The sequence below is a fragment of the Clostridium aciditolerans genome, from assembly GCF_016316925.1.
GTDB classification, from domain to species: Bacteria; Bacillota; Clostridia; order Clostridiales; family Clostridiaceae; genus Clostridium_AM; species Clostridium_AM aciditolerans.
Window position 1 is genome coordinate 179,651 of record NZ_JAEEGB010000004.1, and the last position, 25,612, is coordinate 205,262.

Consider the following 25,612-nt stretch of genomic DNA (forward strand, 5'->3'; position numbering starts at 1 on the left):
TCCCTTTCTAAGGAAATTTAATTACATTGAACAACGCATCTTCTGCTACAACAAGTAATTTTGCTGTAATCTAGCTCTCTTTTCTTTATTAAAACCATATTCTTTTTCTAAATATTCATCAATAGAGCCGTATCTTTCTTTAATTGCATTTAAAGCACTTTCTATATATTCTCTTCTTACCTCTATAAAGGACTTGAAAATTTCTTTGCTGTCTTCATCCATTAACAAATTGCTAAGGGATTTAATTAATGCTTCATTCATATTTGAGCGATATATATTAGTTAATAAATAATCTTCTATAACGGTTTCCTCTGGTACGCCTAATGCTAGCAATATTAACGCAGAACCTATACCTGTCCTATCTTTACCAGCTGTACAATGCTGAATTATAGGCATTTTATCTGGATATTCAATACACTCCATAAGCTTTTTAAAGGCTTTGTTTTCAAATACCATCTCTAAATAACCCTTTTTAAGAAGCTCCCCTGGTTTCCCTAATGCTTCTAAGCTTTTACTTTCTTTTATTAATGAAAACATATCAAAATTCACATCACTATTATCTAAAGATTTCATTCCAGAAATATTTAGATTTTTAATGCCTTCAATTAATGGATCTGGTTTTGCATTAACTTCCCCCTTTGAACGATAATCCAAAATTGTTTTTATACCTAAGGTTTTTAGATATTCTATATCTTCTTCCGTTAAGCCCGCTAATTCATCAGAACGATAAAAAACATTCCATTTAACTCTTCTACCATCCTTTGTTTTATATCCTCCTATATCACGAAAGTTACTAGTGCCCTTAAATGGTATTAATACTTCCGCAACTATTTCTGGATCATATCCCTCGGCTTTTAAAATAAAATAATTTCTTCTATTAGTATCTGGATCATCAAAAATGACTTCCGCTTTTCCTTCTACAGTTGTAATACATTCTTCAATTCCATTTATTTCAGGAGTTTTATTCCAATAAATTTTAACCTGGTTAAGTTCCTCTTCCGACTTCCAGCTAATATTTATTTTGTTATCATTAATTCTTGTAATCTTTACATTTTTAAAATATTTTTTCTCTTTTTCTACCTTTAAAAAATCCATACTCATTCTCTCCTCAACACAAATTACATTTTATCCAACTTATAGAATGAAGTAAAAATTATAAATGTTATTTTAATACTTACTATTACTATTAAATCATATTCTTTTAATTTATGGTAGAATTTTCTTTGGCGCTACTAGTCACTTTCACTAATATCTACATAATTATTTGTCAGTTAAGTATTTTTTAATTGAGCATCTATAGAATAAGCTACTATATAATTCATTACTTATTATTTTCAGAGTAAAATTTTAAAGCTTCTCCAATAAATTTAGATGCACCACTGCCATATTGCTTATCAATTGCTTTTTTCAAAATAGAATCTGACAAATAAAGCTCTGCTGTATAACCCCAATGATTCTCTCCCTCATCCACTTTGTAAAATTCTTGAATTTTTTTATTTGCACCTGATATTTCTTCAACAATTTGTTGAACTTCTTTTGAATAGGGATCTTTACTTAAGTCCGATGCAAGCTTTTTATATAGTTCCTCTATTTTAGGCTGTTTATCTCCCAAATAATTTTTTAGAGCTTCTCCGATAAATTTAGACGCACCATTACCATATTTCTTATCAACTTCTTCTATCCACTTAGGAAATACTAAATAAATTTGCACCATATAGTACCAATGATCGTCTCCCATATCAGTTTTGAAAGCTTCATAATCTTTTTTAGCTATATTTGTTATTTCTTCAGCAATTTGTTGAATTTCCTTTGAAGAAGGATCTTTACTTAAGTCAGATACAAGCTTTTTAAATAGTTCTTTTAATTTTGGATGCTTATCTTCCAAAAAATCTTTTTTAAACTTATCATATTGTTCTGCTAAAATTAGCGTGTCACTATTAAGATTTTTCTTTACAGCTTTAGCATACTTCTCAATACTTCCATATTGCTTTATGGCCATTTTAGCAATTTCATCTTCCTTAGATTTACATTTTTCAATAAGTTCATTATATTTATCTACACTACCCCAACTTTTAATTACCTTATCCTCATGTTCTACTTTAAATTCTTCCAATACATTATAATATTCACTCATATCAAATTCTTTAAAATTCATCGTGCTTTCTCCTTTTAATGTTTTATTTATAAGCTCTATTAAACCATTCAATCTTTTGCGTTTTAACATAAGCAACTTTTTCTGATTTTTTAGAGCTTGCATTTTATCAAAATATGGACTCAACATTATCTCTTTAATATCTTTTAAAGGTATATCAAGTTCTTTGAAAAATAAAATTTGCTGCAGAGTTTTAAGGGCTTCATCATCATAAAGTCTATATCCTGCCTCTGTAATTTCACTTGGTTTTAACAATCCTATTTCATCATAGTAATGTAGTGCGCGCACACTTATTCCTGTCAAATCCGAAACTTGTTTTACTGTTCTCATTGCTACACCTCAAAGTTTGATTTTAGAGCTTATAATATTATCTAATACTCAGCCGGCTATGAGCTTTTGTTAATATATTCAAGCTCTATTTTTATATTACACTATGCCGTGGTGTTAGGGTCAACACTTTACAAAGGATTTATCATCAACTTTCTTCTTGAAACAAAATAAGAAGGAGAACCTCCTCCCTCTAGATTTGGTTCTCCTCTATTACTTAAATACATTATATTGAAAATTATCTTTTTTAGTTTTCAATTGGTACTAGTTAGCTAGCTTAATGCTTCTATATCATGTACCGCAAAAAGTTCGGTAAGGACGGTCTGATTTCTCTGGTAATGTGGAATAATCCTCCTGTTCAGGAGAGTGTCCGTAAGGGCAGGAAAGAACATTAATAAGTCTTTCCATCACACTGTAGTCTCCATGTTTCACCGCAGCTTCTAGTGCTTCTTCTACGCGGTGGTTCCGAGGAATTATAGCTGGGTTATTGCTTTGCATCAACTGATATGAGGAGGCTTTTGGTTCCTGCTGTCTATCTAGTCTCGCCTGCCACAGCTCATGCCACTGAGTAAATTCTGTGGTGTCAAACATCATCGTATCCGACAACTTATTAAAAGTTAATGCACGGAAGGTATTGGTGTAGTCCGCACCATACTTCTGCATCATATTTAGTAGGTCTTCAATTAGAGCCTCATCCTCCTGTTCTTCGTTAAAGATTCCCAGTTTTGCTCTCATTCCTTCCAGCCAATTAATATTATATAACTCAGCAAAATCTGAAATTGCATCCTGGGCCAGTTTTACAGCCTGCTCCTGGTTGTCATGCAGCAGCGGTAGTAAAGTTTCAGCAAATCTCGCTAGGTTCCACGCTGCAATATTGGGCTGATTGCCATAGGCATAGCGGCCACGAATGTCAATAGAGCTAAATACCGTTGCTGGATCGTAAGTATCCATGAATGCGCAAGGGCCGTAATCAATAGTTTCTCCACTAATGGTCATATTGTCAGTATTCATAACTCCGTGAATAAAACCAACTAACTGCCATTTTGCAATCAGCACAGCTTGCCGTTTGATTACTTCTTTAAGCAGGGAGAGATAGCGGTTCTCATCATCACTAACCTCAGGAAAATGCCTTTTCAATGCGTAATCAGCCAGAGCTTGAAGCTCCTGAGTAGTGCCCCATTGTGCAGCATATTGAAAGGTACCCACCCGCAGATGACTAGCCGCCACACGGGTAAGAATTGCGCCAGGCTGCTCTGTTTCGCGGATTATTGACTCACCGGTTGTCACCACTGCTAGACTGCGGGTGGTTGGAATACCAAGTCCATACATTGCTTCGCTAATAATATATTCCCGCAGCATCGGTCCAAGTGCCGCTCGGCCATCGCCTCCGCGGGAATAGGGCGTTTCACCTGAACCCTTTAACTGAATATCAAATCTTTCGCCTTTGGGAGTAATCTGTTCACCAAGCAGCACAGCTCTACCGTCGCCAAGCATTGTAAAATGTCCGAATTGATGCCCTGCATAAGCTTGAGCAAGAGGTAACGCGCCGTCCGGAATCTTGTTGCCAGCAAATACTTCTGTACCATCATCGCTTTTCAATGCCAGGAAGTTCAACCCCAGGGATGTTGCTAAGGAATCATTGAAAATAATCAACTTCGGTGAGGGTACAGGAGTTGGATTCTGTCTGGTAAAAAATGATTTTGGAAGACGAGCATAACTGTTGTCTAAATTCCATCCTGTTTCTATTATTTCTTTTGTCTCTATCATAGTATCTCCTTTCCTCCTTCTATTTTTTTGTATCTTAACTTTTTCTTTTAGATAAAATAAAAATTATAGGTATTCTATGATATTTTTAGTTATTTATTTTCTATGTCAACATAACACAACCCTTTTTAGTGTCTGCTTCTGCTAATTTATTATACTCTTTACACAAAGATGCGTTCTATAAGTATTTTGAACTTAAATTTTATAAACCCACCATCTTTTAAAACACTATATTAAGTTATTTTATTTATATTTTTATTCTTAACTTTATTTTATTCATATAATGATTTAAAACTTGGTCGGTTTATTTCTAGTAAGAGACTTTAATATCTTAAAAAATAAAAAATCGCCTTTTCTTTTATATCATCTCTTACTGAATATGTTATTTCAATAAAAATAACTCTTGATTTTATACCCCTAGGTGGTATAATTGTTTTATAGTTAGAAATTTGGATTATACTATTAATATGAAAATTAATATTATAGATGAGGAGTGCTTACAATGCAAAACTTTATTTTAATACTTGGTGTTGCTATCTTAGCTTTTATACTATACCGTAGATTTGCCTTTACTACTAATAAGAATATACAGAATGTTACCGCTGATGAAGCTCATCAGTTAATTAAAACTACTAAAAATCTCATAATTCTAGATGTAAGGTCAAAGCAAGAGTTTAAGTCTGGTCATATACCTAGTTCAAAGTCTATTCCTGTAGGAGAACTTTCTTCAAGAATTAATGAACTTGAAAAATATAAAGATAATCCTATATTAGTTCACTGTGCTTCAGGCGGTAGAAGCCCAGCAGCAGTAAGAGTTCTTTTAAAACATAATTTTAGTAAAATATATCATATGAATCGCGGTTTATCCGGTTGGAAATATGGCTTAAAATAATATATAAGTAAGATAAGATGTGGTAGTCCAAAATGCTGGATTACCACATTTATACTATGACTCTAAACTAATGTAATTATTTTTTACTTAAGGAATTTTCCTCTAACTTTTTCAACTCATTCATTATACTTATGAATTCTTCACTTTCTCTAATTATATCAAATATCGGCTGTTCAAAAATCTTGAATATATTCTCATATAAATTCATTGTTATTGTGCGAGTTCCAACTGGAATTTCATTAAAACACCAAATAGAACTAAATTTAGCTGGCTCATTTATATCATTCTTCTTTATATCTTCTATCATATTATATAACATGTCTATCGCTTTTTTTGTTTCATTAAATTGTAAATATGTTTCAGCGAAATTTAAATATTCCATTGTTAATCCAAATGCTGAATATTCATCAGTAGAAAAGACTTTTTTTACATTAATAGATAAGTTATAATATTTTTCTATCATCTTTAAATCCTTTTCTTCTTTCATAAATGAGTTGGCCAGTCCCATACATACCATACCTATATCATTGACACTTTTGTACAGACTACTTTGTAGTAGTTCTCTCGCTTTTTTTAGTTCATTCCTTTTGATATGTATGCCAGCAAGCAACATATCTGGGTCAAGCTTACTTTTATTAATTTTACTCAAAGCCTCTATAGCTTTATCCTCTTCCTCTATTGATGGGTACAATGCACCAAGTTGATATAATGCCGCTTCAACTAACTCTGCTTTACTGCAATTTTGAGATACATCTTCAAATAATTCAATAGAGTAATTTATCATATTCTTACCGATTTCTTTATCTGAACTTTTCCATGAATACATTGTAAATAGAAATCCTACTCTAAGTTTTAAATAATAACTTGATGGATACTTTAATACATAATTCTTGCACTTATCTATTGCCTCATCTAAAGCACCATTGCTAAATAGACTCTCACATTCACTAAATATTTTCATAACTTCCTCATCTGAAAGCTCAATTTTAAAATTTAGTAATTTATCAATTGTAATATTAAAAAATGTTGCAATCACTGGTAATAAAGTTATATCTGGATATGAACTTCCACTTTCCCATTTTGATACTGCTGCTGTTGATACTCCAATAAAATTTCCTAATTGTTCCTGAGTAATTCCCTTTTCTTTTCTTAGTTTTAAAATAACTTCCCCTATAAGTAATTTATCCACGCTTAATCACTCTCCTAATTTCATTTTGCTTTAAGAGCTCTTATACTTTTATTGTAATTTAATTTTCTTCATATACCAATAGACACATAGTTGAATGCTGCATGATAAATTTAACCGCTAGTTAAGTTACAACTAAATTTAGACAAAACAAACATCGGAGAAGTACCCCGATGTTTTATGATTTCTATTTATTCATTCCTGTATAAATTAAAATAGCATCTCTTAGAAAAGCTGCTAAGCCTGGTTGATTCTTATCATAGTATGCTGTGAATCTTTCGTCATCTACATACATCTGAGCAAGGCCTGCATGTGCTTCTTTGCTGTAGCTAGGCCAAGAATAACTTAGCCACTGACGATGCAAATCTGCAGCTTTCTGTGCAAGTTCACCTTCAGGATCACCAGTCTCAAAGGCTTTGCTTAGCGTCTCAATTACATCACGTCCAAGTTTTTCTAACTCAGCATATTGCTCTTCTGTCATGTTTTTCAATTTTTTATTTGATTTATCTATTGTTTCGTCACCATATTTTTCTCTGATTTCTTTACCATATTTTTTCTCATTTTCATCAATCATCTTTTGTTTAAAGCCTTCAAATTTTTCTTTATTACTCATTTTAATTCTCCCTTCCGTTGCAGCTATTGTTTTATCAACATTTGCAATTAACATGTTTAATTGTTCTCGTTTTTCAAGAAGCTTCTCACGATGTTCTCTAAGTGCAGCTGTACCATCAAAGGAGGGCGAAGTTATTATTTCCTTAATACTCTCTAAGCTTACCCCTAGCTCTCTATAAAATAGTATTTGCTGTAATCTATCAACTTCTTTTTCTCCGTAAATGCGATATCCTGAAGAATTGATTCTTGCCGGCTTAAGAATTCCAATCTCATCATAATATCGTAGTGTCCTAGTGCTGACACCTGCCATTTTCCCTAGTTTTTGCACCGTGTATTCCATTTGTACCCTCTCCTGTATTCTCAATATGCATATTAAGGCTATCAGTCAGTATGCCTCCTGACAACATTAATATACACCTTTACGCAACGTGAATGTCAATAAGTTTTTTTAAAATTTAAGCACTGCAAACCCATACTGTTTACAGTGCTTAAATCGATTTATGAAGTTATTCCTTTATCCTTTTTCAGAATATGATCACTTGTCCATTCAACAATAAAATTAAGTACATCAAGTAAATATTTATCTTGGTCCTCATCCACTTTTCTTAGATCAACATTATTTACTTTTTTAATAAACTCATCATGTTCAAGCTTTTGGGAAAAAAACTTCTTATAATGAATACTTGCCATATATTCTTCTTCTGATCTAAAATGATAAACTGCATACTCTTTAAGCTCTTCTAAAATTGCAACGATTTTATCATATTTGTCCACACTAAAATCATCCTTTAATACAGCATAGGCTTTTCCTGCTATATTAAATAATTCTTCATGCTGCTTATCAATTTCCGGCACACCAATTAAATATTCATCTTTCCATTTTAGCATAAGCTCTCCTCCTAAAATCTTGTTATATAATTTTTATACTTTTTCTCCTTTACCTGTAAGTTCAATATGTTCCTCTTCTACTCCAGATAAAGCAGCAAATACTTCTACTATAGTTTTATCCTCTATTTCCTTGCTGTACTTTTCATAGTATTCAACGGCATGTTTTTCTCTCTTACAAGCCATTTCCAGCAATATATCATCACTGTCATACTTTGAATAATCCATGTCTCTTAAAACTGGATCCTCTTTAAAACCACCTATTTTTTTATGTATTCTTGCATGCATATATTCAATTCTTGATAAAGCCTCAAATATTTTTTTAACTTTCTCATCTTTAGCAATTGTTGATGCTTTTTTGTAAAAATCTCCATTAAATATTTCTAATTTAACAGCATGATCAACTATTTTCAAAGCATTATCATCAAGTTTACTTTTATCATAATCAAACTCTTTACCATCTATTTGTAAATATTGTTCCGGTGCACCACAAAATGGACAATATCTTATATCCTCTTTACTGTTTGAGCTAATAAAAGCTTCTTTATTGAAGTTATAATTCTTATCATTAATCTCCATACCACAAATTACGCATACTAATTTTCCCATAGTTCCATCCCTTCCTTCAATTAGCATAATAATCATAATAAGTATACCATAATTTTATGAAATATTACCCATAATCTTAATATTTTAATCCATAATTTGCGTGTTGATGTAAACCATATTCCTGTTTATAATTATGATTGCAGTTCGAAAAAATTCCTCACTAAGTGCATTCAATCCATTATAAAAGGAGGGTTTATATAATGAAAAGATATAAATCATTATTTCTTGCTTCCTTATTTGCAGTTGCTACACTAGTTACACCTATGAGCATTGTAAGTGCTAGTACAGTGCAAACCCCAATTACAAGAGCTCAAGCAGAGCAAAGAGCTTTAAGTATGATTAATCTAACTTGGACATACTCTGCCAGCAAAAATGGAAAAATTGACCCTAATTATGCTTCAAGTGTTACTCAGCCAAAGCAGTTTGCTAATGTTTCCACTGCTCAAGTTACGGGTATCCCTTATAACTGGGGTGGACAAGACAGTTTAGATTCAAATTCAATTGATTCTACATGGTCAAACTTTATAGACGCTATTAATAAAGGAGCTTATGCTGGCAATGTTAACACGACTGCTGGTCAGCAATATGTGCCTGGCACTGCCGGTATTGACTGTTCTGGATTTGTACAAGCAACTTTTAATATTAAAGATAGTAAAATATCTACTTCAACTATGTTTGACAAATACTTTACTAAAATCAATCTAAGTGATATTAAACACATGGACATATTGGACAGGCCTGGTGATCATGTAGCTATATTCGACAGATGGGGTTCATTAAATGGAGTGCAAGGTGCTTTCACATATGAATCTACTTATGAAGATGTCTTTGGTGGAATACAAGGTACAAAAAGATATTTTATGACTATGGATGATATCAATAATGGATATATTCCAGGTAGATATGTTAACATCGTTGAAGACAGCTCAAATGGTTCATCTACATCAAATTCAGTTAGCGCAGGAACATTTGGTCAAATAACAAATGTAAATAGTTATGCAAACTTTAGAGCTAATCCTTCAACTAGCGCTAATATTATAGGTACTGTTCCTAAGAATACTATTGCATATTTAATTGATTATTCTAACGGCTGGTATCAAATAAAATACAATGGACAAGTAGGTTGGATATATGGCAATTTGATTGCTCCAGTAAAAAGTGGCGAATACGTAACAGTAAACAATTCCACTTATCAGCTAAATATAAGAAATAACCCTACAACGGTATCTTCTAATATTATAGGGGTGTTAAGCCAAGGCCAATATGCTCAAGTATTGGATTACTCTGTAGATGGAAGTTGGATGAAAATCAGCGTTAATGGAGTTCAAGGATGGGCATCTAGCAAATATTTAAGCTATATAAATTAAAAAAATTATAAGTATCTCTTCAAGTACAGCTTTTACGGGCTGTGCTTTTTTATGTTTACACATACATCATTAAATGGAATATAATTATTTAATTTAACATAGTTATTAATACTAGGGAATACAAGCTTTATTTTACATCTGCTTTAGTTGTACTTTAATTACTAAAGTGATAACCTAAAAAACATTATTTAGTATAGGGGTTTGTGTATGAGAAGGGATAGATTTTTAAAGAATTCACTTATATTAATTAGCTCTAATTTAATTACAGGAGTATTTGGTTTTATATTCTCCATAATTTTATCTCGCGAATTAGGTGCTGAAGGAATGGGCCTTTATGGTCTTGTAATGCCTATCTATGATTTATTCATATGTCTTATATCAGGCGGAATGGTCGCAGCTATATCAAGGGTTGCAGCAGTATATTTTTCTAAAGACGATTTTAGGAACTTAAACAGATCTATAGATATTTCATTATTATTCGATTGTGTATGGGCTCTAATTATAGTAAGTCTCGTATTTGTTTACGCTCAGTACATAAGTGTTTATATTATAAAAGACGTGAGAACCATACATGCTATACAGGTTATGTGCCCTGCTATGCTTTTCATAGCATTATCCGCAATTTTAAAAGGATATTTCTATGGTACTTCTAATATTAAAATACCTGCTTTTATTGATATTTTAGAAAAGTTTTTAAGAATAGTTGTTTTAGTAACTATAGTAACTCTTTTTTCACTTGATGATGTTAAAAATACTGTAACTGCCGCTTATGTAACATTGACAGTTGGCGAACTTGTAAGTTTTGTTCTTCTTTATATTGCTTATAAAATTAAAAAATCCCATTATAAATTTAACTTTACGGCAGCTGAAGACAAGCTTCAGCTTTTATTTAATATACTGGTTATATCTTTTCCGCTGTGTTTAAATGGTTTTTTATCAACAGCTATATCTGCTGCATCTACTTTAATAGTACCAAGAAGACTTGTGGGCGCAGGAATAGAATACAGTATGGCACTGTCCATGATTGGTAAATTCAAAGGTATGTCTTTAAATATAATCTTCTTTCCAATGCTCATAGTTATGTCAATTTCAACTGTACTCATACCAGATCTCTCTGAAAAAATAGAGAAAAAAAACTACTGGGATGCAGAGCATAGAATATCACAGGTTCTAAAAATCGCCTTATTATTAGGTATTACTACTATGGTAATATGCTTAAATATGCCTAATTCCTTAGGAGAACTTTTCTATGGTAGAAAGGACCTAGGATCATACATTAAGTTTTGCTCCTTTGCCGCTCCTATTGCTTTTACCTCTGCTACCACCTTTGGCATATTAAATGGATTAGGAAAGCAAAATATAATTTTACGTAATTCACTAATCGTAGCATTTGAAGAATTGTTCCTTTTGTATGTACTCACAGGAATATCATGGATAAACATTTATGGCTGTGGTATATCTCTAATAATAACCTCTATAACCACATTAGCACTAAACTTATATGAGATAAAGAGAATATGTAATTTAAACATTAGCAAATATGATATGTTTATAATAATCCTTTTAGGAATTCTTCTTTATTTTGTATTAGCTATATTAAACAATGTATTACCTTCACAAATGTTTGCACTTAAAAACTTATCCATGATAGCAATTGCTTTTCTCATATCACTTGTTTTTGCCTTATATATACTTAAAAACAGGCATAAATAAACATTTTATACTGGATAATGTAAAACAGGCAGTCTTTTTCGACTACCTGTTTTATGTTTTAACATATAGATATCAATTCCTATTTCAATTCTATAGTAAATTTATATGCCTCATTTAGTTTATAGCACTCTTTTTATTCTTTCTCCTTAATGTGAGTTTACCCTTCTTTCAATTTATTTTTCAAATTTTAATTCTCTATTGTCTTATATATTCATAAGCGCCATAGCTTCTTGCTGCATCCATCATGGCTTGTACATATTCAAAAGGGGCTTTTGGAGATATATCGCATCCTGTTGATAGAATATAACCTCCTTCATAGTCCTTCATTATATCAATAGCCCTTTTACACGCCTCATGAATTTTTTCTACTGGACCATATAACATTTCTTGTGTAGGATCTATATTGCCTAATATTTTTGTCCTGCCAGCTACTTTTTCTTTTAAAACTTGTAAATCAATTCTATCTACACTTAATGTACTAACACCAGTTGCAATCATTGGCTCAATTAGCTTATTTACATTTCCGCAAATATGAAGTCCTGCAGAAGTATTAAAGGTTTTCATAAACTCTACTAATTCCTTAATATAAGGGGAAACAAACTCTTCAAAGATTTTAGGGCCAATTAAATTCCCTGAAGCAATAGGTTCTGCAATTCCCCCAATTGCTGCTCCAGATGCAGCAACAGCTCTAATATGATTTTTTGCGCTTTCTGTTGTCATTCTCAGCAATTTGTGACAAAACTCAGGATCTTTGTACAAATCTCTAGCAAAGTTTTCAACACCTCTTAAAGTAGCAGCCGTTGTAAAAGCTCCAGGTGTTGATATAGAAGGTGAAACCTCATCTCCTATTTCTTTATTAACTATCTGGGCTGCTTCATATAATACCCAAAGCTTCCCATCCTTTTCTGTGCTTATCTTAATCTTATCTAAGTCATCCTTAGACTTAAGTATAGGTTCATCGCATCTTGCCACATCATCCTCGAGATATGTAAGTTTGGCACCCATAGCCTCAGCTATAATGGCACAATGTGTACATAACCCAACGGAATCATACCTAAACCTTTTATAGGCTGTAATGTGAGACTCTGCCATTACTTCAGGATTTAATTGAAATTCTTTTATTTTCTTTCCTATTAAGTAAACTGCACTGCTTGCAAGCATAGGCGTACAAACTATCCTATCTATTGGTTTTCCCTCTGAAAATGCTTTATTTCTTTCTTTTGGAGTTAGAATATCTTCTCTAATTTTCATACTTGTTCCTCCTCTTATAGCCTAATAAACGTAAACTGTCTCAATTCCCTATTGTATTTTTATTTTGAAATCAAAACAACAATTATAATTAAATTTAATAAGCTTATATATGTTTATATCTTTTTCTTATAAACAGGATTCTTAGCTTCAGGTGAAGTTTTAAACTCCATCTGAAGCTTAGAAGCCGTTATCCAGGGTCGTAGCGCCACTTATCCTCAACTTTGAGAAGTTGGGGTGTTAGTGGCGGTAGACATCGGATAAAGTAATGTATGCTTTTACTTCAATTTTATTTTGAATAAAGCACTTCACATATTAAAACTAGATATATTAATCATGAAACTTTATATGCATTTTAAATAGAAAAGGTTTCAAAAATTTGAAAATCAAATAACTATTGTAAAGAGATTAGAATCCCAGTAAAATATCACTGTCGCAATAATACAATTAATGACTAAGGAGGAATAATCATGTTAAAAATTTTATTAGCAGCAATCTTAGTTACAGGTGTAATATTTTTATTTGTACTTGTAAAGGACTACATGAATAAATCAAAGCAAGGTGAACTTGGAAATGAAAGTTTTTTAACATCAGGTCTTGTGGGAATGGTTGCAAACTTTTTCGATACTTTAGGTATAGGAAGCTTTGCTATCGAAACTTCATTATTTAAAAATCTAAAACTTGTAGGCGATAAAAAAATACCTGGCACATTAAACGTTGGTGCTACAATTCCAACAGTTTGTGAAGCCTTAATATTTTTAACAGTGGTACAAGTTGAACCAATAACTCTTATAAGTATGATTCTAGCAGCTGTAGCTGGTGCTCTTATAGGAGCTGGGATCATATCTAAACTAAATGAAAAAGCTGTTCAAGGTTCCATGGGACTTGCCCTTGTTTGTATAGCACTCATAATGATAGCAGGACAATTAAATCTTTTCCCAGTTGGAGGAAACGCTATCGGCTTATCTGGTGGAAAACTCATAATCGGAATTATAGGTAATTTTATATTTGGTGCTCTTAATACTCTAGGTATAGGATTATTTGCTCCATGTATGGCTCTAGTGTTTGCTTTAGGTATGGATCCAAAAGTTGCTTTCCCAATAATGATGGGTTCAGGTGCGATACTACTTCCATTTGCATCCTTTAAGTTCATAAAAGAAGGTGCTCACGCTCCTAAGACTTCTCTGGCTATTAATATTATGGGTCCAATAGGTGTTTTAGTAGCAGCTTACCTTGTTAAATCTCTACCACTTACTACATTAAAATGGTTAGTTATCGGTGTAGTATTGTATACAGCATTTATAATGTATAAATCCTTTAAATCCAGCAAAAATAAAACCTCAGAATTAGAAAAATCTGCTTAATAAAAAATAACACTGATTTTACATCAGTGTTATTCTTTATATTTATTTACTTAATCCTTCTTAAAATAAATCTTGGTATAAGTCTTGTTAGTTTTCTTGGCATCCCCTGTAAATCCTTCTTAGTGATGCCTCCAGTTATTGTTAATCCAATCATATATACAAGCACACCTATTATAACACATACTATAGTTAGAGATGTATTAAGAAAATATCCTCTCTTTGAAAAACCAAGTGGATATTTGAATACATAGTTCACAACAAATACTGTTACTCCCATTAATATAGAAGCAAATAATGGTTTTATGGAATGAACTACTATACTCAATCTTACTCCTAGAGATCTTCTGATTATTCTATGATTTAAAATTATAGGAACTAAGAAACCAACTACACTTCCACCTATTGCTCCTAGAATATTTATACTTGGTATAGCAATTAAGAAATAATTTGTAATTATTTTAAAAACTATTCCTATAACAGAATATAGTGTTGCAGTGTAAAGTTTTCCTATACTTTGTAATATTGTGGTTTGTATTTGCATTACAGACATCAATACTAAAACTATTGAGCCGTATGTCATTATATATGATCCTCCCCCAAATTTGAGCATTTGGAAAACTGGATCACTTAGTACTGCAAGTCCTACAGCACAAGGCACAGCAATTAAAAAGCAAAGTCTAAAGGAGTAATTAATTTTATCTTTTACCTGTTTCTTATCTCTGATGGCAAAAGCTGCTGATATTGCTGGAAGTATTGCCATAGATAGAGAAGATATTATAGCTATAGGAACATTTAAAAGCTGTTGGTATTTTGTTAAAAATCCATATAATATAGTTGCTTGTATTTCCGGTACTCCACCAGCCATCAATCTAACCTTAGTATTATATAAATCCACCAAATTTCCTGCATATGTCATACCAACACATACAGTAATAGGTATTCCATATTTTATAATCTTTCTTACTAGCTGTTTAGTAGTAAATCTTCTTACCTCTTCATTTATGTCGTCTTTATGTATTCTAAACTTTTTATTTTTTTCATAATAAAACATCAAGAATGCAGCAGATATTAGTGCTCCTATAGATGTACCTATGGCCCCTCCTGCACATCCAGCTTCAACACCATATTTTATAAGCATAGCAGCAAACAATAGAGAAAAGACAGTATTTGCAACTTGCTCTATTACCTGTGAAACAGCTGTAGGAGTCATATTTCCTCTGCCTTGAAAGTATCCTCTATAAGCAGAAGCTATTGATGTAAAGAGAATTGCCGGTGCTAATGTTAACAGCGACAAGTAAGCTTTTTTATAGTGCACAGCATTGGCAAAAGGCCCTGCAAAAATAAGCAACATTATCGACATGACAACCCCAGCTGTAAATAAAATAGCCCTAGCTATTTTAAAACTTTTTACTGCATCCTTATAGTTTTTAACTGCTATAAGCTCAGATACAAGTTTTGAAATAGCCACTGGTATACCTGAATTTGTCAGCACAAATATAAATACATATACTTGATATGAAGCTCCATATATTCCGTAACCTTCATCACCTATAATTATCCTTAAAAATGGTATATAAAGTAATGACAGTATCTTTACCATCATACTTGCCACAGAAAGTATAGCAAAACCTTTAGTGGTTGATTGTTCCTTCATTTTAAAAACTCCCTATCCGAACCTTAATTAATTAAAATTAAAAGTTAAATATATTAGAATTTCTCAAATATATCATTCTTTATCTTTTTAAATACTGGCGGTAAGCTTTCTGCTATAGTCTTGTTTTCTAAGTAAGATAATTTTTCTGGACAGTCCTTAAATATAAGCTTATATGCATATAAAAACTGATAATTTAGTCCATACTTATTAACGAAAAAGTTGTTTAACTTTGATATTCCGTATTTAGCGTCACCTATTATTGGATTTCCAAGATGGTTCAAGTGAGCTCTTAGCTGATGGCTTCTTCCTGTCAATAGTTCTAATTCAACCAATGAATATGTTCCAACACTTTGAAGAGTCTTTACCCTAGTAGATATTTTTTTTGTATCTTTCTTTGGTGAATCAAAAATTTTAGATATATTTTCATCTTCATTTTTAGCTATGTATGCCTCATATAAGCCATCTTTTGCTCTTCCCTTTACAACGGCCATATAGTACTTATCTATTTTTCTTTCTCTAATCATTTCATTTAATAATCTTAGTGCTTCATAGTTTTTTCCGTAAATAACGATACCAGATGTATTTCTATCAAGTCTATTACAAGGTGCTGGAGTAAAAGTTACTTCCTTTTCCGGATTATAGTCTCCTTTATCATACAGGTATGAAAGCACATAATCAGTTAACGTAGAATCTCCTTTTTTACTATCAGAATGTACCAACACTCCTGGCCATTTTTCTACTATTAACATATTTTCATCTTCATAAGTAATCTTTAAGAAATTGCTTTCTATTCTTGTGAACTTTTCTTTCTTTTCGCTAGAAGATATATCTCTTGTCTCTACTAAATCACCTTCAACTAGAGAATACTTTTCCTTAACTTTTTTTCCATTTACTTTTACGTCACCTTTTCTTATAGTCTTATATATAGCACTTAAAGGAACATCCTTAAGCCACTTTCTCATAAACTTATCAATTCTTTGTCCAGCCTCATTTGGTCCAATTTCAATTTTCATGTAATCACTCCTAGTATTTTATAATAATGTTCTGCATTATTCTTCATTTTTATCTTCATATTGACATTTTAATATATTAAACAACATCTAATTATATACTACTATTGTTACCAAAATCAATACATATAAATACTAATATTTTATCCAGCGGCTACCACTGAGCTGAATTCTTATAACAGCTAATGCTCTATTTTATAATAGTTGATCAAAAAAAATAGAGGAAGCTGATATAAATTTCAGTTTCTCTATATATTCTACCATATAACTTCTATTTCGTTTTTAGTTAATTTCACTACTTGATTTGAATGCATTTCCTTTCTGTTAAATATAATTTTTAGCAAGTCACATTGTTTTTGCATCATATCATAATATTCCATCCATGACTCTGTACTCTTTTCTAAATCCATTATCTGTCTTTCAAGTAGAAACCCACCATTATAAACAAAATCATCATATTTGTCTCTTGAAATAGTCTGTTCTTCATTACCCCAAAATGCTGTAGTAATTAAAGGGTTAATCCTTCTATCAATTTTTTCGCTTATCCTTTCACTATTATCATTACGAAAGGCTACTATGAAATAATTTGTTGTGCTTCATCAACACTAAACCATAATACAGAATCACCGTTATATCTCTGTGAAACTGCTAACCCAATTTTAACATTACCAAAGCATTTGACTATAACTACTTCATCATTTTCCTCTTCAAATTCAGTATCAACTATATTAATCGTTGCAATATTCTTAAAGCAACATAAAACGGGGGGAACACCGTACTTTTGTGAAGGTAGTTCCATCCGAACATGCTTATTTCCTAATTTTTATTTTTATACATTAATCATAAGAATTACATGCCTATCTAACATTATATTTAGGCTTTTTTAATCGTATTTTACTTTTCTTCTTTATAGATAATTTCATCAAAATAATTTTCCCATTTTCTATTTCCGTATTTAGCCTGAACTGCATGTTCTAGTAGTGCTGGCGATACTGATTTATGATATTTCAATTCTCTAATCTCTTTATCAGTTGCTGATCTTAAATAGTTTCCTTTATGATCAGTGACCATATATCCATTTAAAGTCTCCACCTTATATATAGGAAAAATAATATTTTGTGGAACATCAACATTGCCTATTACCTTCCATCTACCTTCTTCAATAAAATTATCAACTGTAAATGTTAAAAAAGCAATAGGATTACATATAACTTGTTCAGGTATAAGTATATCTTCGCTAGTAATATCGTAAATCACATAGCATTTATCTATTCCATCTGATACAACTTGCCCATAACAATTTTTTTCATTATCAACAGGTATTATGAAGACATCTTCTACTTTTACTCTTTTTCTTTTAGCCATAATATTAGCCCCTCACCTTATAGACCTATCTCTAAAACTCTCATTAATTAACCATTCACTTAATTCTTCTACATATCATCCTATTTTAGAATATTATAAAGTAATCATCATCAATTTGTCCATCCAAGCTAAATAATAAATCATATGTGCCTACATGTTTATTTTTGTAAAAATTTGGTATTGTTACTGCTATATGATTATAATCACAATCAGGCCAATTCCCAAGCTTTAAAGAAATGGTTTGTATTTCTGATATTAATTCGTTACTATTAAATTTTCCAAATACTTTAGAAAACTCTTCTTCTGATTCATTTCTGTATATCTCAAAGGTTTTCCAAAAACTCGAAACTGCTCTTTTCTCAATATTGCTATCATATATCCATTCCTTCATTTTTTTAATATCCAAATTTATTCCACCCTTCATGATGCTTTTGAATAATTAATTTAATGAAAGGTTAGTATATTATGTTTGAACTTTTCTATCTATAAATTATGTCAAAATAATTAACTAGCACAAGAGATTAATTTAAAATTAAAACTATTTTCCCATTTTATCTTCTGGTTTCCTAAACAACACCCATTGTTTAAATACTGTTAATATCTCTTCTAGTTTCCTAGCATCTCCTCTCCCCTTAAAAACTCCGTTATCAACAACACATTGTATCCAATTTGACTCGTTTATATATATATTTAGTTCATCAAACTTTTTAAATTCTAAATCAGTGTCAACTAGATCTATATCAACCAACCATCCTGGGTTATCAAGTGTTGAAATTGTAACGCCATAACAATGTTCCCAATCCTCATCACAATTTTCTATATACCAATCCTGTATCCATTTAATTATATTCATAATGATCACGCTCCATTTTTAATTTTTCAAAGCAATTTTTTAACTTTTAAGGTTTATTAGGTCTTTCCCATGATAACGGTTCTCTTACATCACCTGGCACTGTTTTGTCATGTACATGTGGTAGAAGATCTTCTTGTGTCACTGGATTTCTATGAGGCTTTTCTGCTCCATCATAACTTATCCTTAAATCAAATCCTTTCGGATTAAAAGGATTTGGTTTATATGTCTCATAATTTGTGATCTCTCCAGTATTAGGATCTCTCTTAAACGTACTATGATCACCTTTTGCATTTGGATCAGGCTTAAGTTTATTTTTAACCCTTCCATTACTAGAAGGCTTCGTATTATTATTTGGATTTTTGGGCTGAGTATTCTGATGATTATTAGTTGTATTACTATTACTTTATGAGTAAGTTATATGATTTCTCTTGTACAAATCATATGCCATGTACCTTTTGTTCAGTCCTTCTCAAAGCATTCATGACTGCTTTGATACTATGACCTCTGCTGACTGACTTCTCATGATAAATCTTATTTCAACCGTACGGTTCGAATTCATTACCGTACGTCCATGAGACCTCACCATGTAAGAACGACAACCTTCATCTCATATATCTACCACATTTACTCCATAGAAATTCGTATAGTGTTGGACTTGGTTTTGCTAGGCAAACTCGTCCTTTCTATGTAAGCCTTATATGTGGCTCGTGTTCCTCAGACCGAGACTTTACTTAGGACTTCCTTCAGATTCCTCCTCACGGAGGACACCCTTGCCTTCAGCTAGTGGTTCTCACTATCAAGCCCACAACGGACTTTCACCATCAAGTTATCACCCATGCTAGGCGCACCTAAAGGGTAGTAACAACTTTTACCTATTACTACCCTTTTAACATTGATTTAAGTTTTATTCATTCGCTCACTACAGAATTATTATTATTATGCATTAGATTATTCTTCATCTATTGTCGATTTTCCCAGCTTAGTTCACATATCATTTTTATGCAGTAATATATTTATTAATTTTGCATTCAAATTTATAGATTAGTATCATGTACATTTATTGTTCTACAATTTAATTCTACACATTCACCAGAAACGTTATGCTGAAGTCCTTCTAATTCTATAAGGATTACACTTTCATTCATATCAATAGATGCAAAATTATCCTCATAATTAAAATCTAATTTAGCTACTATTGTAATATACTTACCACTTTGCCTAATTAAGCTCTTGTTTTTAGTTGTTGAAACTATATTTTTACCCCAAGTAAAATTCTCATCTATATCTAGCTCTACATCATATTCTCTATTTTTCTCTGGCTTATTGCCATCCCATTCAGCTACAATATTTTCATTATCAAGTTCTACTATGACTTTGTAACTCTTAGAACCCTTCTCAAGTATATTTACTATTTTAACTATCATTAATTATTCACCATTTCTTATTATTTATAAGGCACTCTAACCACTGTATTATCAACATTCATAACATTCTTTATAGGATCAAACGTCCATATTTCCTCATGATAATGAAATTTACTCGGATTTGAATTCATTTCATGTGAACTGAATCTTATGCTTCGAGTTCCATCTGCTGAAAATATTCTATCTAGATCTTTTAATCCTGTTCTTTGATGAATATTAGTCCGCCCACCTGGTCCTAAAAACTCGTCCCACTTGCCTACTGCATCTTTTACTTTTACAGGTTTATTAGCATAAACTTCATTGTGATAACCTCTCCCTGGAATGTTTTTAGCTTCAGCTCTCCCTTAGCTGATACTTTCTGAGGTTTAACAAATTTATAAGAAACAATTACCGTAGCTATTAAACCAGCAGCCTTAGTTGATGTAGATGGTGTTATAAACTGAGTCACTTTTTTAACAGCTTCTGCAACTTTGCTGGCTATCATTTTTGTTGATTCCCAAATTTTCCCCCAGAAAGATGAACAACCACTTGGATCATCTAAGTTAACAGGATTATTAGTACAATATGCAAATACATTATGAGATAGTAACTCCCCTACTTTTCCACCTAGAGAATCAGCATTTATAAACCTGCCTAACTCAGGATTATAATATCTTGCATTCAAATAATACAACCCAGTTTCAGTATCATACCTATATCCTCTATATTTATAAGGATTCTTAACTCCAACAGTATCCTTTAAGCTTCCATCTATAGATATAAGTTTTCCCCAGGTATCATAAGTATAACTTACTACATCATTTCCATTTGTGTCAAATAGGCCTATTATATCTCCTTGTGCATTTCTTATGTAGTAATACTCGATCCCGTTTAAATGATACTTTGTAACAACTCTATTTACATTTTTCTCTGTTCTTACTCCCTTATCTGTTAAGTAAGTCTTAGGAATCTATGTTGTAATGGGGCTGCCGCACTAAGGAATTTTCATACAATATATTGCTTTGTAAATTTAAAATTAGCACAATATATTGTAGTATTTATTCTTAATGCAACAGCCCCATTTTTGTATGCTTTAATCAGTATTTTTTATTTGATTAATACAATCTAACCAATCATGCCAAATGGCAGGATCAGCTGTACTTTGTTGCTCAATAAGTATCATATCACTAAGCAAACCACCAATTTCATCAGAATTTGTTCTTTCATAATACTTTTCTAGAAAAGAAACCATAGCTTTATACGCTTCTTCTATACTTAAATCCATATTCGCACCTCCATTATTTAGGTTTTACAGGGCTCGATAAACCAGTGTCATGATGAAATAGTTTAATAGAATCATTTATTCCGCCATTTCTAATTTCTTCATTCCTAACTTGTGCCCATATTTGTTTACCTTCCTCGGTTATTCTAGCGTACCATTCACTTCCATACTTATCTTTTCCCAAAAAATTTGCCATATCATTTGCTGTATCTGTTAGAAGCTTTCTGTTTGCTGATGTATCAACTTTAAAGTGTCCTTCTGCTTGTCTAAAAATATGACCTGCATTTTTTTTACTTATTTTACTGATGCTTTACCTGTCCCCTTAGCCGATATCTTATAGAGTTTGAGAACTTTATAAGCAACAACTCCCGTGGCTATTGCAACAGCAGCCTTAGTTGATGTAGATGGTGTTAGAAACTGAGTCACTTTTTTAACACTTTATTAACTATCTTTTTTACTGCTTCAAAAATCTTACCGCAATTAGACCATCAACCACTTGGATCATCTAAGTTAACAGGCCGGGTAGAGTAATGGCGTAGTTATATTACTTAGTTCTATTTCCATTACCCTCGACTAAGAATCGTACGTGAAGTTTTCCCTCATACGGCCCAATTGCTGAATTCTTCTAACAGTTTATGTATCCTATTGTCTGGATTTCACTTTCACATATTATAATATCTAACCTGCTAATCTTTAAAAAGCCCCCATTTGTCGTATATCATTTCGCTACTCCACTCTTTCCAACCAAAGCCAAATTTCTTTTCTGCCTTTCTTGCAAACCTTCTCACTTTCTCCTCAACCCATATTTTAATGTGAGTTAACGTTCTTGAACAGTGTTCTATTTTATAATAGTTGACCCCAAAAAAGAAGGAACTGATATAACTTTCAGTTCCTCTATATATTCTACATTCTATACCTTTTTCTCTATATCACTATATTAATGATAAATTCTAATTTTGTAATCAAATTAAACTGTTTAGTATAATTAATTAGTTATATCTGTCATCAGCTTACTATACACATCATTTGCTTTATTCCTTATCTGATTTTCATTTACATAAACATTTGAGATTGCAAGATCATCTTCAAAAGGTGAATATCTAGCAGTAAACTCACAAAGTTCTTTAAAAAGAGAATTTTCTACTGTGCTTAAGGTACTATAATCTGTGTCTAGATTATATATTACTGTAAACTGTTCACAGAATGAATTTACATCATACTTCTCTTTAATATATTTTTCTAGTAGATACTGAAGTTTTTCTTTTGAGTTCATTATTATTTCTCTTTCTATTTTTTATATTTAAACTAGTGATCCCATAGCTTTTCTGGCATATTCAAAAATTTAACTGTAATTCTATAGTGATAAATATTAGTTATTCCATTTATATACTTTTATCCATATCCCAAATTACTTTACGAGCCAAAATTTTAATTGTATCACCTGAATTAAGTGTTATATTAAAGCTAAAAAACTCATCTGATATACTAGTATAATTTGCAAGCCTACTACACCAGAATTGTTCATCGTCTTTATATTTTTCGAGTTTATTAATTAATTCACTATTATCATCCATGTCACAGTGTGAAATATAGTTTCCACTTCCCCATAACTCGTAATAGCTAATTTCATTATAAATAACTTCCTCAAAGATCAATTTTGCCTCTAATTGTTGGTTTTTAGAAACAATTTTTGAAATTGGAATTATAACTTTATAATCATCGTAATTGCATATAACTTGTCTAATCTGCCAATCGTGTATATTCATATAGCTAATATTGGTCTGTGTTTTTTTATCTATTACTATCACTTCTATGCCTCCTTACTTGAATAGATGTATAAAATCATCTGGAATTGGATCGCCAGGCAGTATATGTGTATTCTCAGTTGTAGGATGAGGGATTCGGTTCTCCCCATCCGGTGTAATATGATAATGCTCGCCATATTGTAAATCTTCATTCCACTCGAATAACGCTTTTTTTGTGTCGTCTAGCCATTTGATAATTCTTCCGTTAGCTTTAGTATTAAATTCAAGCTTTTTTAATCCAATAGGATTAAAGTCATGTGGGTTTTTAGGAAACGTTTTACTTACCCCATTAACACCCTTAGAGACTTTATCACTTTGATTTTTCGCCACACTAGCCCCACCTGATATAATCGAAGCTGTGCGTGGATGTTTTATTACATAATTTATACCGACCGCTGCAACAAGTGCAACTCCTGCTGTTACAGCTGCTGTTACTAAATGTTGCTTTATTGTATTTACTACACCCGTAACGGCACTTTTAGCTGATTGCCACATTTCAGTTAAGGTAGGCCAATTACCATTTGAATCTTGCATATTTACAGGATTATTTACACAATATGCAAACATATTATGTGATACTAATTCTCCTACTTTTCCACCTAGAGAATCAGCATTTATAAATCTGCCTAACTCAGGATTATAATATCTTGCATTCAAATAATACAACCCAGTCTCAGTATCATACCTATATCCTCTATATCTATAAGGATTCTTAACTCCAACAGTATCCTTTAAGCTTCCATCTATAGATATAAGTTTTCCCCAGGTATCATAAGTATAACTTACTACATCATTTCCATTTGTGTCAAATAACCCTATTATGTCCCCTTGTGCATCTCTTGTATAGTAATACTCTACCCCATTTAGATTCATACTTATAAGCTTGTCGCTACTATCATAAGTGTAGTAAATTTTATCTGTACCGTTATCTTCGTAAGTTACATCATCACCATTTAAATGGTACTTTGTAACTACTCCATTTACATTTTTTTCTGTTCTTATTCCCTTGTCGTTGTACTTAAAGGATATATTTGTTCCTGTCTTTGACATAGAAGAAAGTTGCCTTCCTTCTTCCCATGTAAATGTCCATCCATCATAGGCAAGTGGGTTTCCTATAGCATCATAGGTTATTGTCCTTCCATTATAGGATGTAAGCTTATCCTTCCAGTTGCTATCTCCATATTCATAATTATATGTTTTCGTTGGGTTTGCAGGATTAGCATCTGTAGTATAGTTATATTCGGTTTTTGTTAGTATATTTCCACCTGCGTCATAAGTGTATACTATTGTTTTGTTTAGTACCTGATTATCTTCTCTTGTTACTTCATTAAGCTCATTATAGTAGTATTTTATTTTCTTATTATTGTCAGTTATCGTATCTATATTTCCTCTAGAATCGTAAGTATAATTTATGGTTCTTCCTTTATGTAGGAAATTAATAGACTTTACTTTTGTTGTAGTAGAACCTCCGTTGCAACCATTGCCATTACTGTTTTATAAGCATATGAGTTAATCCTATTAGCAATTGAATTGAAGAGAAATCCACTTGAATCTTTCATATTCGCTAGATTATTAGCAAATATTTGATTTTCTTTTTATTTCACCTAATGGAAGAAGCTCAACAAGTACTATATGACCTGTTGAGCTATTGTTTTTTAGCTTATATTAGCCTTTCTGTGGAGTTTCATTAACTAGCTTATGTGTTTTCCTAGGATAGTGTCCTATTAGCTCCTTTTTGGTGTTCAATTAGAGTTTTTAGAGCACATTCTCTAATAGGATAGGATAGCTTAGACTCAATACATTATTTCAATTACGTAGTATCTACAAATAACCATCTTTTCTTTTATGAGCGGAACTTAATTACATTCTACTAGCTCCGCCTAAATTCTCTTGAGGGAATTTTAATAATATAGTCCAACAAGTACTGTGACCTGTTGGACTATTAATTGTGTGGTGTCTTAGTTGTTACTAATCAGCTGCTCGCTGCAAGATTCTAATTATGCTACGATTAAATTCTACTTTATTAATTATTTAATGATTTGTAAACAAAACATACAACATCAATCATTATGAAGTTAGCTCTAACTATAATTATATAGCTATTTTGAATTTGAAAAACAT

At 31.8% G+C, this 25,612-nt stretch carries 27 protein-coding genes and 1 pseudogene; 4 read left to right on the forward strand and 24 right to left on the reverse strand.

From position 1 onward, the window contains the following. Positions 1–45: 45 nt before the first annotated feature. The 3 genes from I6U51_RS03535 to I6U51_RS03545 form a co-directional block, all read right to left on the reverse strand. Positions 46–1,095, reverse strand: coding sequence for a tyrosine-protein phosphatase (locus I6U51_RS03535; protein WP_211141212.1), 1,050 nt, complete (start codon positions 1,093–1,095; stop codon positions 46–48). A gap of 226 nt (positions 1,096–1,321) precedes the next feature. Then, positions 1,322–2,482, reverse strand: a complete 1,161-nt coding sequence (locus I6U51_RS03540) for a MerR family transcriptional regulator (RefSeq protein WP_211141213.1) — start codon at positions 2,480–2,482, stop codon at positions 1,322–1,324. 288 nt (positions 2,483–2,770) lie between these two features. Continuing rightward, positions 2,771–4,246, reverse strand: coding sequence for a protein adenylyltransferase SelO (locus tag I6U51_RS03545; protein WP_211141214.1), 1,476 nt, complete (start codon positions 4,244–4,246; stop codon positions 2,771–2,773). 499 nt (positions 4,247–4,745) lie between these two features. Here I6U51_RS03545 and I6U51_RS03550 point away from each other — a divergent pair, with 499 nt between their 5' ends. Then, on the forward strand, positions 4,746–5,135 hold the full coding sequence (locus tag I6U51_RS03550; RefSeq protein ID WP_211141215.1) for a rhodanese-like domain-containing protein: 390 nt from the start codon (positions 4,746–4,748) through the stop codon (positions 5,133–5,135). Positions 5,136–5,211: 76 nt separating this feature from the next. Here the strand turns inward: I6U51_RS03550 and I6U51_RS03555 are convergent, their stop codons facing one another. The 4 genes from I6U51_RS03555 to I6U51_RS03570 all read right to left on the reverse strand — a co-directional run bounded on the left by I6U51_RS03555 (position 5,212) and on the right by I6U51_RS03570 (position 8,427). Continuing rightward, complete coding sequence (locus I6U51_RS03555) at positions 5,212–6,324, reverse strand: helix-turn-helix domain-containing protein (protein ID WP_211141216.1); 1,113 nt, start codon at positions 6,322–6,324, stop codon at positions 5,212–5,214. A gap of 184 nt (positions 6,325–6,508) precedes the next feature. Beyond that, a complete protein-coding gene (locus I6U51_RS03560) occupies positions 6,509–7,273 on the reverse strand; it encodes a MerR family transcriptional regulator (RefSeq protein WP_211141217.1) in 765 nt (254 codons plus the stop codon). Between the two features lie 158 nt (positions 7,274–7,431). Continuing rightward, positions 7,432–7,821: a bacteriohemerythrin gene (locus tag I6U51_RS03565; RefSeq protein ID WP_211141218.1), complete on the reverse strand. Its 390-nt coding sequence runs from the start codon at positions 7,819–7,821 to the stop codon at positions 7,432–7,434. A 33-nt stretch (positions 7,822–7,854) separates the two neighbouring features. Continuing rightward, a complete protein-coding gene (locus I6U51_RS03570; protein ID WP_211141261.1) occupies positions 7,855–8,427 on the reverse strand; it encodes a ferritin family protein in 573 nt (190 codons plus the stop codon). A gap of 200 nt (positions 8,428–8,627) precedes the next feature. Here I6U51_RS03570 and I6U51_RS03575 point away from each other — a divergent pair, with 200 nt between their 5' ends. After that, positions 8,628–9,794 (forward strand): SH3 domain-containing protein, encoded by a 1,167-nt coding sequence (locus I6U51_RS03575; RefSeq protein ID WP_211141219.1) that lies wholly within the window; start codon positions 8,628–8,630, stop codon positions 9,792–9,794. 207 nt (positions 9,795–10,001) lie between these two features. After that, positions 10,002–11,507 (forward strand): stage V sporulation protein B, encoded by a 1,506-nt coding sequence (gene spoVB, locus I6U51_RS03580; protein WP_211141220.1) that lies wholly within the window; start codon positions 10,002–10,004, stop codon positions 11,505–11,507. 195 nt (positions 11,508–11,702) lie between these two features. On the opposite strand, the gene I6U51_RS03585 is transcribed toward spoVB, so the two are convergent. After that, a complete protein-coding gene (locus I6U51_RS03585) occupies positions 11,703–12,758 on the reverse strand; it encodes a uroporphyrinogen decarboxylase family protein (RefSeq protein WP_211141221.1) in 1,056 nt (351 codons plus the stop codon). Positions 12,759–13,225: 467 nt separating this feature from the next. Between I6U51_RS03585 and I6U51_RS03590 the strand changes: the two genes are divergently transcribed. Further along, positions 13,226–14,119 (forward strand): sulfite exporter TauE/SafE family protein, encoded by an 894-nt coding sequence (locus tag I6U51_RS03590; RefSeq protein ID WP_211141222.1) that lies wholly within the window; start codon positions 13,226–13,228, stop codon positions 14,117–14,119. Positions 14,120–14,165: 46 nt separating this feature from the next. Here the strand turns inward: I6U51_RS03590 and I6U51_RS03595 are convergent, their stop codons facing one another. From I6U51_RS03595 to I6U51_RS03665, 16 genes and pseudogenes are all read right to left on the reverse strand, one after another. After that, positions 14,166–15,773: a putative polysaccharide biosynthesis protein gene (locus I6U51_RS03595; RefSeq protein ID WP_211141223.1), complete on the reverse strand. Its 1,608-nt coding sequence runs from the start codon at positions 15,771–15,773 to the stop codon at positions 14,166–14,168. A 53-nt stretch (positions 15,774–15,826) separates the two neighbouring features. Next, the gene (locus I6U51_RS03600; RefSeq protein WP_178907387.1) at positions 15,827–16,786 is read right to left on the reverse strand and encodes an RluA family pseudouridine synthase; all 960 of its coding nucleotides are present in this window, start codon (positions 16,784–16,786) and stop codon (positions 15,827–15,829) included. Positions 16,787–17,040: 254 nt separating this feature from the next. After that, the gene (locus tag I6U51_RS03605) at positions 17,041–17,193 is read right to left on the reverse strand and encodes a hypothetical protein (RefSeq protein ID WP_211141224.1); all 153 of its coding nucleotides are present in this window, start codon (positions 17,191–17,193) and stop codon (positions 17,041–17,043) included. Between the two features lie 164 nt (positions 17,194–17,357). Next, complete coding sequence (locus tag I6U51_RS03610) at positions 17,358–17,582, reverse strand: hypothetical protein (protein WP_211141225.1); 225 nt, start codon at positions 17,580–17,582, stop codon at positions 17,358–17,360. Positions 17,583–17,677: 95 nt separating this feature from the next. Beyond that, a complete protein-coding gene (locus tag I6U51_RS03615) occupies positions 17,678–18,148 on the reverse strand; it encodes an Imm26 family immunity protein (protein WP_211141226.1) in 471 nt (156 codons plus the stop codon). 85 nt (positions 18,149–18,233) lie between these two features. Beyond that, positions 18,234–18,554: a hypothetical protein gene (locus I6U51_RS03620; protein WP_211141227.1), complete on the reverse strand. Its 321-nt coding sequence runs from the start codon at positions 18,552–18,554 to the stop codon at positions 18,234–18,236. Between the two features lie 132 nt (positions 18,555–18,686). Continuing rightward, the gene (locus I6U51_RS03625) at positions 18,687–19,001 is read right to left on the reverse strand and encodes an immunity 53 family protein (RefSeq protein ID WP_211141228.1); all 315 of its coding nucleotides are present in this window, start codon (positions 18,999–19,001) and stop codon (positions 18,687–18,689) included. Between the two features lie 154 nt (positions 19,002–19,155). After that, a pseudogene (locus tag I6U51_RS25470) lies at positions 19,156–19,308 on the reverse strand (RHS repeat-associated core domain-containing protein); the annotation flags it as partial. A 727-nt stretch (positions 19,309–20,035) separates the two neighbouring features. Then, a complete protein-coding gene (locus I6U51_RS03635) occupies positions 20,036–20,425 on the reverse strand; it encodes a hypothetical protein (protein WP_211141229.1) in 390 nt (129 codons plus the stop codon). A gap of 274 nt (positions 20,426–20,699) precedes the next feature. Then, on the reverse strand, positions 20,700–21,374 hold the full coding sequence (locus tag I6U51_RS25290) for an RHS repeat-associated core domain-containing protein (protein WP_211141262.1): 675 nt from the start codon (positions 21,372–21,374) through the stop codon (positions 20,700–20,702). A gap of 123 nt (positions 21,375–21,497) precedes the next feature. Next, positions 21,498–21,689 carry a hypothetical protein gene (locus tag I6U51_RS03645; protein ID WP_211141230.1) on the reverse strand — a complete coding sequence of 64 codons (192 nt, stop codon included), beginning with the start codon at positions 21,687–21,689 and terminating at the stop codon, positions 21,498–21,500. Between the two features lie 13 nt (positions 21,690–21,702). Further along, positions 21,703–21,882: a hypothetical protein gene (locus I6U51_RS03650; protein ID WP_211141231.1), complete on the reverse strand. Its 180-nt coding sequence runs from the start codon at positions 21,880–21,882 to the stop codon at positions 21,703–21,705. Positions 21,883–21,980: 98 nt separating this feature from the next. Continuing rightward, a complete protein-coding gene (locus I6U51_RS25010) occupies positions 21,981–22,112 on the reverse strand; it encodes a hypothetical protein (RefSeq protein ID WP_281395923.1) in 132 nt (43 codons plus the stop codon). A 559-nt stretch (positions 22,113–22,671) separates the two neighbouring features. Then, positions 22,672–22,959 carry a hypothetical protein gene (locus I6U51_RS03655; RefSeq protein WP_211141232.1) on the reverse strand — a complete coding sequence of 96 codons (288 nt, stop codon included), beginning with the start codon at positions 22,957–22,959 and terminating at the stop codon, positions 22,672–22,674. A 109-nt stretch (positions 22,960–23,068) separates the two neighbouring features. Further along, entirely contained in the window at positions 23,069–23,494 is a 426-nt protein-coding gene (locus tag I6U51_RS03660; RefSeq protein ID WP_211141233.1) for a hypothetical protein, read from the reverse strand. Between the two features lie 12 nt (positions 23,495–23,506). Beyond that, the gene (locus I6U51_RS03665) at positions 23,507–24,931 is read right to left on the reverse strand and encodes an RHS repeat-associated core domain-containing protein (RefSeq protein ID WP_474234142.1); all 1,425 of its coding nucleotides are present in this window, start codon (positions 24,929–24,931) and stop codon (positions 23,507–23,509) included. Positions 24,932–25,612: the final 681 nt, after the last annotated feature.